Annotated in this window: 9 protein-coding genes; 2 read left to right on the forward strand and 7 right to left on the reverse strand. The window is 46.0% G+C overall.

The annotated features are described in order from the left end of the window. Positions 1–106 precede the first annotated feature (106 nt). Together ACED41_RS08785 and torT are read right to left on the reverse strand one after the other, a co-directional pair. Positions 107–562, reverse strand: a complete 456-nt coding sequence (locus tag ACED41_RS08785) for a methylglyoxal synthase (protein ID WP_017064778.1) — start codon at positions 560–562, stop codon at positions 107–109. Positions 563–622: 60 nt separating this feature from the next. Continuing rightward, positions 623–1,651, reverse strand: a complete 1,029-nt coding sequence (gene torT / locus ACED41_RS08790; RefSeq protein WP_371724815.1) for a TMAO reductase system periplasmic protein TorT — start codon at positions 1,649–1,651, stop codon at positions 623–625. A 92-nt stretch (positions 1,652–1,743) separates the two neighbouring features. Here torT and torS point away from each other — a divergent pair, with 92 nt between their 5' ends. Continuing rightward, positions 1,744–4,749, forward strand: coding sequence for a TMAO reductase system sensor histidine kinase/response regulator TorS (torS, locus tag ACED41_RS08795; RefSeq protein ID WP_017060885.1), 3,006 nt, complete (start codon positions 1,744–1,746; stop codon positions 4,747–4,749). A 135-nt stretch (positions 4,750–4,884) separates the two neighbouring features. On the opposite strand, the gene ACED41_RS08800 is transcribed toward torS, so the two are convergent. From ACED41_RS08800 to ACED41_RS08810, 3 genes are read right to left on the reverse strand one after another with little or no spacing between them, the layout of a single operon-like run. Further along, positions 4,885–6,465 (reverse strand): hydantoinase/oxoprolinase N-terminal domain-containing protein, encoded by a 1,581-nt coding sequence (locus ACED41_RS08800; protein ID WP_371724816.1) that lies wholly within the window; start codon positions 6,463–6,465, stop codon positions 4,885–4,887. Positions 6,466–6,469: 4 nt separating this feature from the next. Beyond that, positions 6,470–7,594 (reverse strand): DUF917 domain-containing protein, encoded by a 1,125-nt coding sequence (locus tag ACED41_RS08805; protein WP_017064776.1) that lies wholly within the window; start codon positions 7,592–7,594, stop codon positions 6,470–6,472. A gap of 5 nt (positions 7,595–7,599) precedes the next feature. Next, positions 7,600–8,925, reverse strand: coding sequence for a cytosine permease (locus tag ACED41_RS08810; RefSeq protein WP_017064775.1), 1,326 nt, complete (start codon positions 8,923–8,925; stop codon positions 7,600–7,602). Between the two features lie 93 nt (positions 8,926–9,018). On the opposite strand from ACED41_RS08810, the gene ACED41_RS08815 reads away from it, so the two are divergent. Then, positions 9,019–9,957: a LysR family transcriptional regulator gene (locus tag ACED41_RS08815; protein WP_017071124.1), complete on the forward strand. Its 939-nt coding sequence runs from the start codon at positions 9,019–9,021 to the stop codon at positions 9,955–9,957. A gap of 122 nt (positions 9,958–10,079) precedes the next feature. On the opposite strand, the gene ACED41_RS08820 is transcribed toward ACED41_RS08815, so the two are convergent. Together ACED41_RS08820 and ACED41_RS08825 are read right to left on the reverse strand one after the other, a co-directional pair. Next, positions 10,080–12,434, reverse strand: a complete 2,355-nt coding sequence (locus ACED41_RS08820; protein WP_371724817.1) for a fatty acid cis/trans isomerase — start codon at positions 12,432–12,434, stop codon at positions 10,080–10,082. A gap of 222 nt (positions 12,435–12,656) precedes the next feature. Further along, a complete protein-coding gene (locus ACED41_RS08825) occupies positions 12,657–14,321 on the reverse strand; it encodes a VRR-NUC domain-containing protein (protein WP_371724818.1) in 1,665 nt (554 codons plus the stop codon). Positions 14,322–14,376: the final 55 nt, after the last annotated feature.

Raw genomic sequence — 14,376 nt, forward strand, 5'->3', positions numbered from 1 at the left:
ACTGTTTATGATTGAACTGTTTAATGTCTGAAACGAGACATAAAAAAGCCTGCGATAAAATGCGGGCTTTTTAGTCTGTTCAGTAGAGAGCACATTTAACGTGCGATTACGTGCGCTCAGCTAGGTACGCTTCGTAGTCTGGGATTTCGATGATTACTTCTTCTTCAAGCAATGAAGAGTTAAACAGGAAGTTAGCGGTAGCGCGGTTAGTTGCCACAGGAATGTTCCAAACACTTGCGATACGAAGCAGTGCTTTTACGTCTGGGTCGTGTGGTACAGCATTAAGCGGATCCCAGAAGAAAATCAGCATATCGATTTTGCCTTCAGAGATAAGCGCGCCAAGTTGTTGGTCGCCGCCCATTGGGCCGCTGATCATGCTCTTGATTGCTAAGCCTGTCTCTTTACTGAGTAGAGAACCAGTCGTGCCCGTTGCGTAAAGGAAGTGCTTTTGTAGTTTTTCTTTGTTCTCTTTGACCCATCTTAGTAGCTCAGGTTTGAAGTGGTCATGAGCGACCAAAGCGATATGCTTGTGTGTTGGCATAGTGCGCGTTGTTTTTTGCATGAATGTTCCCTAAATTGTTGTTTCGTTTTTATTGTTTTGAGTTCTTCAGCCAATATAGCACTATGGATTCACACTGAATACCGGACGAAACTCAGAAGGTGACAATGAGTCGGCGATAATTTGATCTTTGAGAGTTGCAGGTGTCAGCGCTTCGATAATCGGTGCGCTGTGTTGCTCGTAAGGTTGACCGCGTAAGTAACTCGTGGCTTGTTTTACCGACAAGCGACCTTGCTCAACCATTTTATCTGTTGGCGCAAAAAGTACCTTGTTACGGAGTAAACCACGGTAGGTTCCGTGACTTAGGTAACTTGAGATTAACCCAATATCTTCGGTTTTATCGGCCGCTCGTAGCTCACTGATCGCTGCTTCAATCGCGACGGCACTTCCGACTATATATTGGATATCAGGTTCTTCTATCACCTGCTGTACTAGATTTCTTTGAAGTTCTTTATCGTTATCTGCCCAATAGCTGATCGCAATTTTGATATCACTCGACTTGATCGCATCATAAAACCCCAGTGCTACAGGCTTAGTGCCGCCACTCGCTTGTGGGCCAAGTAACAGGGCGATAGGTGTTTCGCCTGATCCTTTCGGGTGTCGTTTCGACAAAAAATCTCCGACTTGGTATCCCATTTGGTACCAATCGACACCGACCGTACCTTTTAATACCTTCTGTTGTTCTTCATTGACGGTTAACTCATTTACCGTAGCAAACACAGGCGTCGAGCCAACCCAATCGCTGAGATTGTCATGATACGCATCGGGTGAAACCGTACCTAAAATAATGGCATCGGCTCCCCATTGCGTGCAAAGCACCAGTTGCGAGGTTTGTTTGGCCACGTTGGGGTAACCGCCAGCTTCCAATACTCTTAGCTCAACTTGCTGCTTTTCTGCTTCAGAGATCATTCCATAGTTTACCGACAACCAATAAGAGTCTTTGAGGTGCGGATAAATGGCACAGATTTTCTCTTTTTGTGATGTGGCATTGGCGGGTTTTATTGGGCTCAAAGGCTCACTAGCACCTGCGACAGGAGTCACTGAGGCCAGTAGTGAGAGAAGAATTATTGAAGCGAAAGGTCTAGATAGCATGAATTGCCGTTTTGTTGGTTTTAGATAAGAAACACTGCAAAATATAGCGTATTCTGCATGGGTAAAGAAGAACGTTTTAAGGTTTAGAGTTTATGTTGTTAGCTTCAGCGAGTATTGGACGCAAGCTGCTGGCCTCATTCTTAGTGATGGCACTGTTGGTTCTATTGTCTGCATTGATCGGTGTTTCTGGTTTTAGCTTTGTAGCCAAGACGGAAAGAAACGTCGTTGATTCGGCGCTTCCTGCCATGATCGAAGCTCGTCAGGTTTCTGAGTTGAGTAACCGTATTATTTCGTCAGTACAAACACTTTCTAATGCGAGAAACGAAGCTGAAAGAAAAGAGGCTGGCACCGTACTGTTTGACCAACTTGAGTCGCTTCTTCAACATATCAAAGAGCTTGGTGTCGACAGTTTCGATTCTCAGCTCCTCAATAAACTCGAAAACAATGTTCAAAGCGTTATTAACACACTGGCTGAGTTGGGTGTGTCGGTTGAGCGTAAGCTTTGGTTAAGCAAAGAGTTGTCGTCTCGTGTCGAAGAGATGCGCCTATTGGCCGAAGAGCTAGAGCAGTTGACGCGAACCCAAGTTTTGAACACGGCTACCATTGCGGTTGCTAACGTCACGCATATCTATGACCTGCTAGAAACCAAAGAAACGGATAAAGCCTACCAAGCCTTAGATGCGCTTGTAGAGGTTGACCTTGATTTGTCTGAGCGCCTACACGAATTGCATTTGCTGGCGTTCAAAATGCTTAACCAAATTGAAGAAACGCAAACCGTTACCAACGTAGAGCGTATTCATCAAATCCAATCAGAATTTGAATCCAACCTAAGAATCATGGCGCGCCGCGTTAAAGCGGTCGAAGATCCTACTCGTTCAGCGCAGATGTCTCAGCTTCTAGAAGAGCTCAGAAAACGCCAAGTCGTGTTCGATATTTCATTAGAACAATATGAGAACACCAAAAAGTCAGAGTTTCTGATGCAAAATACGTTGGAGCTGTTCTCTCAGCTGAATACAACGGTTAACCAACTGGTTGATGATTCAAACCGCAGTACCAAAAAAGCGGTTGATGAGCTGACCAGCACGTTGAATTTGGCTCAATGGTCACTGTCTGTGATTTCGGTTATTGGTTTGGTTATCGTTGCATTTATCGTGTGGCGAGTGGTGTATATCTCGGTTGTTAAACGTCTTACTGAATACTCATCGGCCTTGATGTCTATCGCACAAGGTCGCCTGAATATTGATATCTCGGTAAAGGGTAATGATGAGCTGGCTCATATGGGCGAGGCGATCATCACTGCCAGAAACACCGCGCAGGCGCTACAAGTGGTTGCGGTGGGTGAAGCAAAGGCGAAACGCGAACTTGAAGAGCACAAAGAACACTTAGAAGAGTTGGTCACAGACCGAACCTACCAGCTGCAAAAGACCAATGAGAAGCTGAACATCGAGGTAGGGAACCACGCTAAGGCTCGTAACGCCGCAGAACAAGCAAGCCGCGCAAAATCCGCTTTCCTTGCGACGATGAGTCATGAAATACGAACGCCGATGAACGGTGTATTAGGTACTGCAAGATTGCTCAAAGATACCGGGTTAGACCCGCTGCAATCCGGCTATGCAGACATCATTAACCGCAGCGGTAAGAACCTACTCGCGATTTTGAATGACGTGTTGGATTACTCAAAGATTGAAGCAGGGCATTTAGAAATCCGCACTGCTTCGTTTGATCTTCATCAGATGGTTCAAGATACCTACCAATTGATGGAAGGGCGTGCCGCTGAGAAGAAGCTGAACTTTGATTTCCATATTGAAAGTGATGTGCAACGCTATTGGCGTGGTGACGTAACGCGAATCAGCCAAATCTTGAATAATTTGGTCGGTAACGCGATTAAGTTTACGGAAAGTGGCTCGGTCGATATCTTTATCAGCTTAGATATCGAAGATGAAAATCGAGTGATGTTTGAAGTGTCAGATACAGGTGTCGGTATTGATGCTAGCGAACAAGCTTGTCTGTTTGATGCCTTTACCCAAACCGATAGCGGTCGCAACAAAACCGGCGGCACAGGGCTTGGATTAGCGATCAGTAAAAGCATCATGTTGGCAATGAACGGGGATATTGGCGTTCATTCTGAAGAAGGCGAGGGTAGCCAGTTTTGGTTCTCACTGCCACTTGAAGCCGGTGAGAAGATAGAAACGAAAGTACCGGTCATTGAAGCGTGTATTCGAGCTAAAGTACTTCTGATTGAAGATAACCCCGTAAACTGCATCGTTGCTGAAGGCTTCTTGCATAACTTGGGGCACGAGGTTGTGATTGCGACAACCGGACAAGAAGCGAGAGCCATATTCAGTGAGCAAGAGTTCGATATTGCGCTGGTGGACATTAACTTACCCGACTGCGATGGCGTCGAGTTAATTCAACAACTCAAAGACGATGCGCTTCAGCATAAAAGTGAAGAAGACGTAATTCGAAAAGTACCCCCAATGATCGCAGTATCGGCTCATGTGTTTAACGAAGAAGTGGAAAGCTATTTGTCGTCTGGCTTTGATGGATTCTTACCTAAGCCGTTAGAGAAGGAAGCATTATCGGAATTGATTGTTGAGCAGTTGGACGGTCACACGCTGTTGCTGCCTCAGCCGGATCCGTCAGATGCTGTTTGCTGTCAGCTAAACTCTAAACCTCAGGAAACCGAGCTAGACTTATCAGCATTGGCATTTGCAAGCTCGACACAACGAGCAAACCAAGACGCGGAACATAATCAAGGAGAACCGATTGTGCAGATGATTAACCCTAAGATTATCAAAGACGACTTGGCCATTCTCGGTCGAGAAAAAATAGTGCAGATTGTTGGGTTGTTTGACCAAAGCAGCCAAGTCACTCTCGATGAACTGATTGTGGCAAGTGCCGCTGACAACGCTCGTGAAATTAAGTCTTTAGCTCATAAACTGAAAGGGTCTGCCGGCAGCCTAGGATTATCTGCACTGTTTGCTTTATGCCAGAGCATTGAAGCGAGCGAGGATCCATTACTTCAATATCGCGATAATGCAGACTCATTACCTGAATTGGTGAAAGACTCGTTAGCAGCGCTCCGAGAGCAACTATAGAGTGGCTATTGGGCGGAAAGCCCCAAAATAAGAACAGAAAACAAAAAGCAGGCTATTTCTCCGTTTTAATATGAAGAAGTGACCTGCTTTTTTATTGTCGAATAAGAATCTAAGTAAGGCTTTCAAGGAACGGCTCTAAGCCATCTTGATATGTCCAGCAGCTTTGATCTTAACGTGAACCATATTGCCTTGTAGGTAGCTTAATGGAATCTCGCTGCGTTCAATGATCGCGACATTATCGCTGCATGCGCCAGCTTCAATCGCCAGTTGCTTTGATTGCGCTTCCAAGCCCTTTAAGGTCTCTTCACGTGATGCTGGGTCAATCGGTACGATCTTATCGAATTGACCTGATATTTCACCCAACGCAACACCAATCGCATTAGCCACTTCAAAGTGCTCAGGACGAACCACTTGGCTCACACCTTCAAAATGATCTGGGAATAGGGCACTACCACCACCAACCATGATTACGGGTGCACTCGCCGCAGAGGTCTTCATCTTATCGATGCCTTCTTCAACATCCGTGACCATTTGTTGATAAATCTTGCTTGCTTGTTCGGCTGAAACACCAATCTCATCACTCAGTTGATGTTCTGCCTGCCACTGCATTTGTCCTGTTTTGAGTGCAATATCGGTGAGCGTAAGTTCATCACCACCAAAGCTACGCGCCGTTTGCGTCAAGGTATGGCCAACACTTTCTGGGCCTAGCTCTATACGCTGCTGTTCAAAGCGAACCTTGGTACCACCACCAATGGCTAACGCCAAAATATCAGGCATACGGAAGTTGGTTCTCACTTCACCGATTTCTACTGCTAAGCTCGATTCTCTTGGGTAGCCGTGAGTCAGTACGCCGATATCAGACGTAGTGCCGCCCACATCGACCACAATCGCGTCTTTTAACTTAGTTAAGTGACTCGCTCCACGAATCGAGTTTGTTGGCCCACAAGCCACGGTAAGAATCGGGTACATCAATGCGAACTGCTGTGACATCAGTGTTCCGTCGTTCTGACCGAAATAAGGCGTGGTGTGGATTTCATGATTGATGAGTGCACTGCAAAAGCCGTCAACGAATCGTTTTGCTGTCCCTTGCAGAGCCGCATTGAGGATAGTGGCGTTCTCACGCTCTAAAAGCCCTAAACTGCCCACTTTATGGGATAACGATAGGTTCACGCCCGGAAGTTCTTGTTGAATCCATTCTGCTGCTTGAAGCTCCTGGTCGCCGTTGACGGGAGAGAACACTCCGCAGATAGCAATGGAATCCACTTGGTCTTTCATTTTCTGGCAAAGCTCGCGGATCTCAGACTCTTGAATGTCGGCAATCAACTGGCCGTCATATTCATAGCCGCCGTGTGCTTGGTAGAAGTGCTGACCAAGCAGGTTTTGCCACGCTTCACTCCAACCACAAAGGGGCGGGACGCTATCACCACTGGGAAGCGCTAAGCGAATCATGCCGACTCTGTCTAAGCCTTTTCGTTCAACGATTGCGTTGGTGCATTGAGTCGTGCCAAGCATCGCGTGTTTCACTTGCTGACCATCAATGTTTGCTTGGTTTAATAGCGCAGAAATCGCGTTGTCGATCCCTGTTGAAACATCATGTGTGGTTGCGGTTTTTACTTTGGCAATCACATTTAAGTCTGCGTCGAGCAGCACACCGTCGGTATTGGTGCCACCTACGTCAATGCCCAAACGGCAGTAATCAAGCGTAATGTTTGTCATGCGACTACCTCTTCAATGCAGACTTTAGTTGTTCAATGGTTTGATACTCGACGGTGTAGCCAAAGTAACCCGGGCCCGCGACTTCAATACCTTTGTCAGTGCGCCATTTGGGGTCGCAAGGGTAAGCGATAAGGTCGATGCGCTGCCCGTAACGAAGTTGTTCGGTTGTGATTGGCTTACCCGTTTCATGATCCAAGATCGAAATAAGATCCGGTGTTGATGCCAGCAGGTTATCTTGGCTCATGTCTGCGCGGCTTGTACCTTTGTGCGCGAGAAGTAATTCGTTTTGGAACTGCACAAACACGTTATCGACGCCGGTATCTTCAAACTGAGCCAGCTTTTCAATCACGACACCACCTGTTGCAAAACCACCATCGGTTTCACGTTGAATATCAACAATCTTGCCACTGATGATGGTATGGCCGCCGACAATGTCTAATACGGCCTGTGTGCCACTTTTATTGTTGTCGTTCGCCAGTCTAATCGCTTCACCAATCTTCATTGCTTGGGTCAGTGTCGCAGGCAGTGCACTGCGTTTTAGGTTCTTACCGTTCATTGGGTAATCGCACATTGCTGCAGAGCCACCCATCTGTTCGGTAATCGGCCTCGCAAACTTTTCAGACCAAATACCGTCAATCGGATAAAGCGTGACGACATTGCCACGCTCATCGGCCAATGTGTTCGGTGCCGAAGGGAGACCATCAAGAAAGAAGGTCACCATCTGAGCTTCTGGGAACGCACGTCCCATCGCATCACAATCGATCACAGGAATGTTCTTTTGTGCTGCAACGAGAATTGGAATCAATGAATTGAAGCCGCCTACTTCGATAGGAAACGTTGCCGCTACTTCAGTGCCGAGCGCTTTTTCCATCGCTTCGAAAGCAATCAACATTTGATCTTTCGAATTGAGTTTCTCTACTGCGACTGTTGGTGCGCCAATCATTGAAGAGGGCACTGTCATCCAATCGTCTTGCACGTCTTCTAAAGGAATCATGCGTACAGGGTGCTTTGCCGTTGCAATGGCTACTTTCGCCATCAAGGCACCGCTGTATGGGTCACCGCCGCCGCCAGTACCTAATACCGTCGCACCCAGCGCGATATCATCAATCATTTGTTCAGTAATAATCACAACTACTATTCCTTATCACTTGAAGGAGAAAGCTTCATTAGGGCGAGGTAAATCACACCAGCGGCAAGAATGCCGTCTAACGCCGAGATGCTGGTGAACGAAAACAGGTTGAAAAACTCTGGTGCAGTACAAGCGCTGAATGCAGTACCAAATGCCCAAGAAGCCAAGCCTTTAAACATCCAAGCTGGAACTTGTTGGATGTTCTCAAAGCTCATTTTTGTCGAATCTAAAACATAATATTGAACGATGTAGACACCCGCAGCAGGCGCAATGGTTACGCTGAGTAGCATTAAGAAGTCGGTAAACTTGTTCACCATGCCGAGTTGAGCGATACCAATGCCGACGATGGTCATGATCACAACCAGAACAGGGCGCGGAATCTTAGGTAGAACCATCGACATGCATAAGCCGCCAGAGGTTAGGTTGCTACTGTTGGTGGTCCATTGTGCGAATACCAGTACTATAATGGCCGCCATGCCTAAACCTAGGGTGAAGAAGACTTCGACTAGGTCGTCGGTGCCGGTCATTTTGGTCAAGATCAATGCGATAAGAATGATGGCACTGTTGCCGACGAGGAAACCGATACCCGCTCCTAAAATCGCATCACGGCGTGTTTTGGCGTAGCGAGCAATATCAGGTGCAGCAACCGCAGCTAGAATCCAGATAGACATAACAAAAGAGATGGCTTGGCCAAGCGTCAAAGGATCTTCAATCGATGGCGCTGCGCCACCTTGATAATCAGCAGCCATAAACAAACCGATGGTAATCAACGTCACCATCAATGGAACAGAATAGGTACTGAGTTTGCCTAAAGCACGAACGCCATAGATAGCCGTCATCATCATTAACACACTGCCGCCAATAAGAGCGGTGAGGTGTGAAATTATGATGTCGTATTTCGCCAGTGCATCGACCATGATGAAAGCGAAGAAATCAGCCTGGAATGCGAACCAGCCGACTAATGAGATGCCGTTGATGAAGCCAAGAATTTTACCGCCGTTACGGCCAAATACCGCGCTGCTCACCAGCGGGGTAGACACGCCAGCTTGAAAGCCAATGTTGGCACACAGCATCGCGATGATCGCCAATAAGCCTGAACCAATAAACGTGGCAAGCAGTGCGTCTTCAAAACCAATACCGCTGCTTAGAATCGAGCCGAGAAACAGTCCCGAAATGTCGATGCCGATTGCCAACCAAATAAGGCTGATGACCCACCAAGATCGTTTGGCCTTCTCGGGAACGGGTTCCAACTCGAAGTCATCTATCTTTTTGTGGCTGTGTGTTGCTTCGGGTTTATTCACGTAAGCTTCTGCCGCCATAGTGCCATCCATGCATTGTTATTCCATAAGTGTGAATAAAGCATACTGATGTATTTATTGTTAATAAATGAATATAATCAGATGTAAACATAACAAAAAACAAATGTGAGTGGCAAAGTGAATCCAAACAATAAGTTAGATAAAAGAGACCTACGTAGATTAGAGCTTTTTTGTGAAATTGTTGAACAAGGAGGCATCAATCAGGCGGTCGCAAGCACTGGGATTAGTCAACCAGTGCTGAGTAATCAGCTTATTGCCTTGGAAAAAAGCTTAGAATTAACATTATGCCAACGTGGTCGACGTGGTTTTAAGCTGACTCATGAAGGTGAGCAAGTGTATAAATATGCGAACCAACTAAAATCGACCTTAACCGACTTCGCTTATAAGTTACGAGGTGTACAGACGGAACTCTCTGGGCATGTGCGAATTGGATGTTTGGATAACACCGTCACTTTGCCTTATAACCCACTTCCCAAAGCGATCGAGACGTTTTACCAACGCAGTAACAGTGTTGAGGTGAGTGTTGATGTCGGGGATTTCACCCAGTTGAATGAGAAGTTAGCAAAGAACCAGATTGATATGATGATAGTGGTTCTAGGGTCACATCAAAAATCAGCGTTTCAACATAAATACCCACTGTTTGAAGAGCACAGTTATCTGTATGCGCGTAAGGATCTGGCTGAGAAGATCATGGACAAGGATTTCTCATTGGATGGCTGTCGTATCAACATGGGCGGCTATGCCAAAGATGAGATGTTCCGATTACTGAATATTGAGCAGTACGATTCCGTAAAGCCTTTTGATGGCTGGCATGTCGAGTCGGGTGTAATTTTAACCTTGGCGGGCACACACCTGAGTTTTTTACCGTCTCATTTAATCGACCGTGGCCATTATGACCAAGCCTTGATTCCGCTTCAGCCCGAGAAGTGGAGCCTTAAGAGTCAGTTTTATGTGGTGTTGAAGCAACCTGTAGATTCCCTTTCCCCCGCCGCGCGTGCGTTTTTTGATGAGCTACACCAACCGGAAGCATCGGATTCAATCTAGAGCACTTTTCGCTTCTTAAGAGCACTTCTCGCTTCTCAATAGCATTTACGATACTTTTCCCCATAAACAAAAAACCTCTGCCAAGACAGAGGATTTTTGTTTTTAAAAGTTATGCGTGAAAACTAGCGGTTCTCAAAGCGGTTGTAATCCAACAGGCCGAACTCGATAGGTTGCGCTTGTTGATACCAGCGATGGACACGGTCACTGAACGGCCAAAACTCCGGAGAGCTGCGTCGTACAGCAAACTTATCAAGTAACGCCACGTAGTCTTCTTCCGTGTTCAAGTTCTGTAGCGTTTTAACCAGAGTCGGAATGTCGCTTTCGGTTAATGACAGGTAAGCCGCAGGGTAGCTACCGACAACGCCTCTTACGAGGGTTAGGTCATCATTGGCGTAATCACGGTTACCTTCTTCATTAAACAGGCTCGAAATGTTGCTGTGAGCGTTGTTGTGAATCATGGTGAACAGTTGCTCTTCGCCGTTTTCGCCTTCAATCATGATCATCACTAATTGAGGCACATGACGCAGGCCTTCGCCCTTTATCAAATTCACTTGGTTAAGCAGTGCTTCATTCTTCCTACCAAAACCTGTTTCAACAATCTCAAAGCGATTATCGAGAACAGGTGCGAGCTTATCTTTGATCATATCAAGCAGTTCGCGTTTCGGATCGGCCGTTTTGTAAACCACGCTGGTCGGCTGATCAAAAGGTGCAATGTTTCGCTGCAAATAGTCACTCAGTTGTGCGCTTTGGTTCTGGTACCAACTAGAGTGTTCAATGTGACGAACGTCTTTAGGAAGAAGGCTTAAGAAGTTACTCTCACCTTCAAGACGCAAGAAGTCCATGAACATGCGTGTAATCAGCTGGTGGCCAAAGTTGCCGTAAACATCGAAGCCTGCAACGAGAAGATAATGAATACGCTCTAGAAGAGCATAATCAAGAATCCACGCAGTCTTAGGTTGCGTGCCAACTAACCCTTGTACAACAGAGGCGCTATCGAAGTGCCTAAAGACGGTGAGAGCAGCATTCGGGTTGATGCCATCGCCATCCCAAATGATGCCAGTGTCTAGGTGGACGCCACTCTCGAACCATTGGTTAGTGAAGTCTGATTTCGCGTTTAGGTATTGCGCTTGTTGCTTTGCGTATCTTACCCAGTTGGTCACAGGTACGGTGTTACTTTTTAGTTCGCTAGGTAGCTTTAAATTTTTCTTTTGACTTGCGTAGAAGGCGTTGATTTCCGGAACATCGGCTTTCTCTGGGTCGATGAAGAAAACCCAAAAACGGTCGTTAATTACGTTCAAGGCAAGTTGACCACGACACACAGGTCCTTTGATGTAGGCCATGATGGTGTTTTGCGCGTTATCTAACATGAAGTTGAAGCGCGAGTTTACTGGCAGCGCTTCAAATGATGTCATTGGGTTTGCTGAAACATCGATGTCGTAACTAGGTAGTTGTTTTACTTCGTAATTTACGTCGACAAACCAGGTATTCCACTTTTGTAGACGATCTTTATTAAGTGCGAAAGGCATGTGCGTTTTGTCGACGATAGTGCCTTGTTCTGGAATCAGACGGTAGTAAACACGGTCTACTTTTGGATCGTCATAAGGGCGACGAGTCGTGATGCGCTGTACCGCTTCACCTGGTGGTGTTGCAGAGCGAACAACAGTGAAGAAGCGTGTTGGCTGAGCTAAATCAGAAAAATAGACATGAGATAAAAACAGGTGCTCGTAGATGTAACGTGCTGAAAGTTGACTCTTATTGTCGCTCTTGTTTAAAAAGCTTTCGTAGACATTAACGAGCTCTTGTTCTGCATCAGTCAATGGAATGTGGTCGTTCATTAACGCGCCATTTTCCAACCAACTCATTAAAGTCGCGTATTCGGTTTTGTCTAAGTTTGGCATCCCATAAGGCATTCCCCAAGTTGGGTAATCTCTCTCGTATTGAGCGTATTCTTCAATGGTTGGGCACTGTTGGTCGCGATCGATTGAAAAGTCGAAACCTTCAAGCTGGGTTTGATCGGGCAGAGGGTGATTCTCTTTCTGGATCAACATACGAGAAACAAGACCAGCATCGAGGTTAGCCGTTGAGTTCTGCATACGCTCATTGAGGACAGGATGAAAATCCGCATCGCGCCACTCTTGCGTGGTTAACGCATCTTCAAACAAGCGAGTAGGGGCTGATGCCGTTAAGCGGGTGCCTTGATAAACGAGTGCCTTGCTCGCGCCTCGGTCTATACCTTCCACTGAAGACATTTTGAGTTGGCAAGGGGCGTCATAACAAGCGTGACAAACCACGCATCGGTTATCAATGATGGGCTTTACTTCGTCAATGAAGTGCTGCGCTTGAGCTGAAAGAATAGGTGCTTGGCGATCGCGTACTTGTTGTTCACCAAACAGTTCGTCGAAGTTTAAACCCGCGTAGACGGCACAACCTGAGAAGACGCTAACAAAAGCTAAAATGAAGAGTTTTTTCAAATTCATACGTATTTAAATATTAGGCATTTTCTATAATTATATCGAAAATGATTGAAAATGCTCATGTTCTAACAATTTTGTAGACAAGATCTTGATGGGACGAGTGACTTGTCGATGCGCGTCACTCGCTAGTGCTCAGAAATTGGTGTTTAGACTTAGCTAGATTTAAGTCCCAAGAGCTAAAAGCTAGCAGTTAAGAGTTAAGAGTTAAGAGTTAAGAGCTAAGACTCATTGATTGACGTAACAAACAGAGAAGGGGACAGACAATCGCTCAAACTCTTTGATCCAGCGCCACTGGTTGTCTTGCAGTTTATCGCCAGGGCCTTTGACTTCAATCCAATGAAACTCATCGCCCTTGAACGCAATCAAATCCGGCATCCCAGTTCTAAATAGCTTTAAGTCACTCAATATCACTTTGAAGAGGTCTACAACCAAGGCATTTGGAATTGAAGCCATGCCATGTTCGATGAGTGCCTTAGGAAAATAATTCCAATGAACAAAGGGGTTCGCGATACCTTGCTTTTCATCGTAAGTATCAAGAAAATGGTTCAGCCCATGTTTGGATATCGTCTGAAACACGGCTTCAATCTGTTCGGCTCGCTTGTCTACGAAATCTGAATGGTACAGATCCAATGGTCGATGTTGGTAACGATTGATAAAGGCGCCTTCAACGTCTGCGAAAATGACATCCCAGAAAGCCAAACCAAACAAGCCACACAGAAAACTGTTTTCTGAAAAATAGACGTCCCAACCTTGGTTCTCAAAATGCTGCTTTACCGCAAGCTCGACTCGAGTTTGGCTGAGGTCTAATTCCAGTTTTAACTCTTTGCAGCTCGGCTTTATGGTTCGTGAAACTTTGTGCCCCTGTTTCCGTAGCAGCCGGTCTTCAAGCTTAATAGCGACTTCCAACTCTGACACATCCGATGGAGTAGCTTTCATTTGCGTGACAATGTCACACATTAAGTCTAGCGTACCTTGCTTATCATAGATGCGTGCAAGTCGTTCTCTGCTCGGAGGAAGTGTAGATTGTCTGAACCAAAAGATTGCTTGGTCGTTTAGATTAAGCCTTTCAAGATCGCGAGCAACATCATTGATCAAACGCGATCGTTTTCTGGCAATACTTCTGTGTTCTGATTCTTCAGGAATCGCATTTAAAATCAGTTCCAGAAACTCGCCATCTTTGCGGTCACCTTCTGAATACAAGCGTTGAATATCGCGCATCTGGATTAATTGATTGAGCTGATCCCTAGAGGTGAAGAAGCGGCGTTGCTTGCTTAATGGGTAGTTCTCAAAGGTGTTTAGCCCAAGGTCGCTTAACACGAACTGACTTAAGTCTTGATAGGTGTTGGCAAAGAACAGCAACAGTAATACATCAATCACTTGAGATTCGATGACGTAAATACAGTCGAAAGAGAGGTTTTGAAATTGATCAAAAGGTTGCTGATCAAGCCGTAACAACAGCTCGTCTTTCTTGGCATTTCTATGGCTCTTAAGGGCGGGGAATACACTCAACAGCTCTGGTTTGGTGAGCAAGTGCAACCCGAGCTCGACCTCACTAATGGCGAGGTCATGCTGTTCTTCGGGATGACTCAACCCAATGAAGCCTGAGCTGTTTAGCTCTTGCAGTTCGGTCTTTAGATCTGGGATCTCAACATAGTTGAGTTTATCGCTGCGAAACCAACGGCCTTTACGAGAAAGCAAACGAACCATTAGGCATTGGCTTGAAACAGAAAGACGTTTGTATGCGGACAACCAACGACATTCATCATCACTCAGAAGATCGGGGTAGAGCGTTTGAGCGTGTTCAACCAGTCGATTGAAGTTGTCGAGATAATAAGTGGGGGAGAGCTGAAGAGTGGTTTCGGTCGTCAATGGAGAAGTCGCTTGATACAAAAAGAGCCTAACCCTAAGGTTAAGCTCTTCAGTAACAAATTCAATCTTTTCTGTT

The organism is Vibrio sp. 1F255, from assembly GCF_041439145.1.
GTDB classification, from domain to species: domain Bacteria; phylum Pseudomonadota; class Gammaproteobacteria; order Enterobacterales; family Vibrionaceae; genus Vibrio; species Vibrio crassostreae_C.

Bases quoted from the DNA above. Each gene is read 5' to 3' on its own strand.
- ACED41_RS08785 (WP_017064778.1), bottom strand. From the start codon at position 562: ATGCAAAAAACAACGCGCACTATGCCAACACACAAGCATATCGCTTTG.
- torT (WP_371724815.1), bottom strand. From the start codon at position 1,651: ATGCTATCTAGACCTTTCGCTTCAATAATTCTTCTCTCACTACTGGCC.
- torS (WP_017060885.1), top strand. From the start codon at position 1,744: ATGTTGTTAGCTTCAGCGAGTATTGGACGCAAGCTGCTGGCCTCATTC.
- ACED41_RS08800 (WP_371724816.1), bottom strand. From the start codon at position 6,465: ATGACAAACATTACGCTTGATTACTGCCGTTTGGGCATTGACGTAGGT.
- ACED41_RS08810 (WP_017064775.1), bottom strand. From the start codon at position 8,925: ATGGATGGCACTATGGCGGCAGAAGCTTACGTGAATAAACCCGAAGCA.
- ACED41_RS08820 (WP_371724817.1), bottom strand. From the start codon at position 12,434: ATGAATTTGAAAAAACTCTTCATTTTAGCTTTTGTTAGCGTCTTCTCA.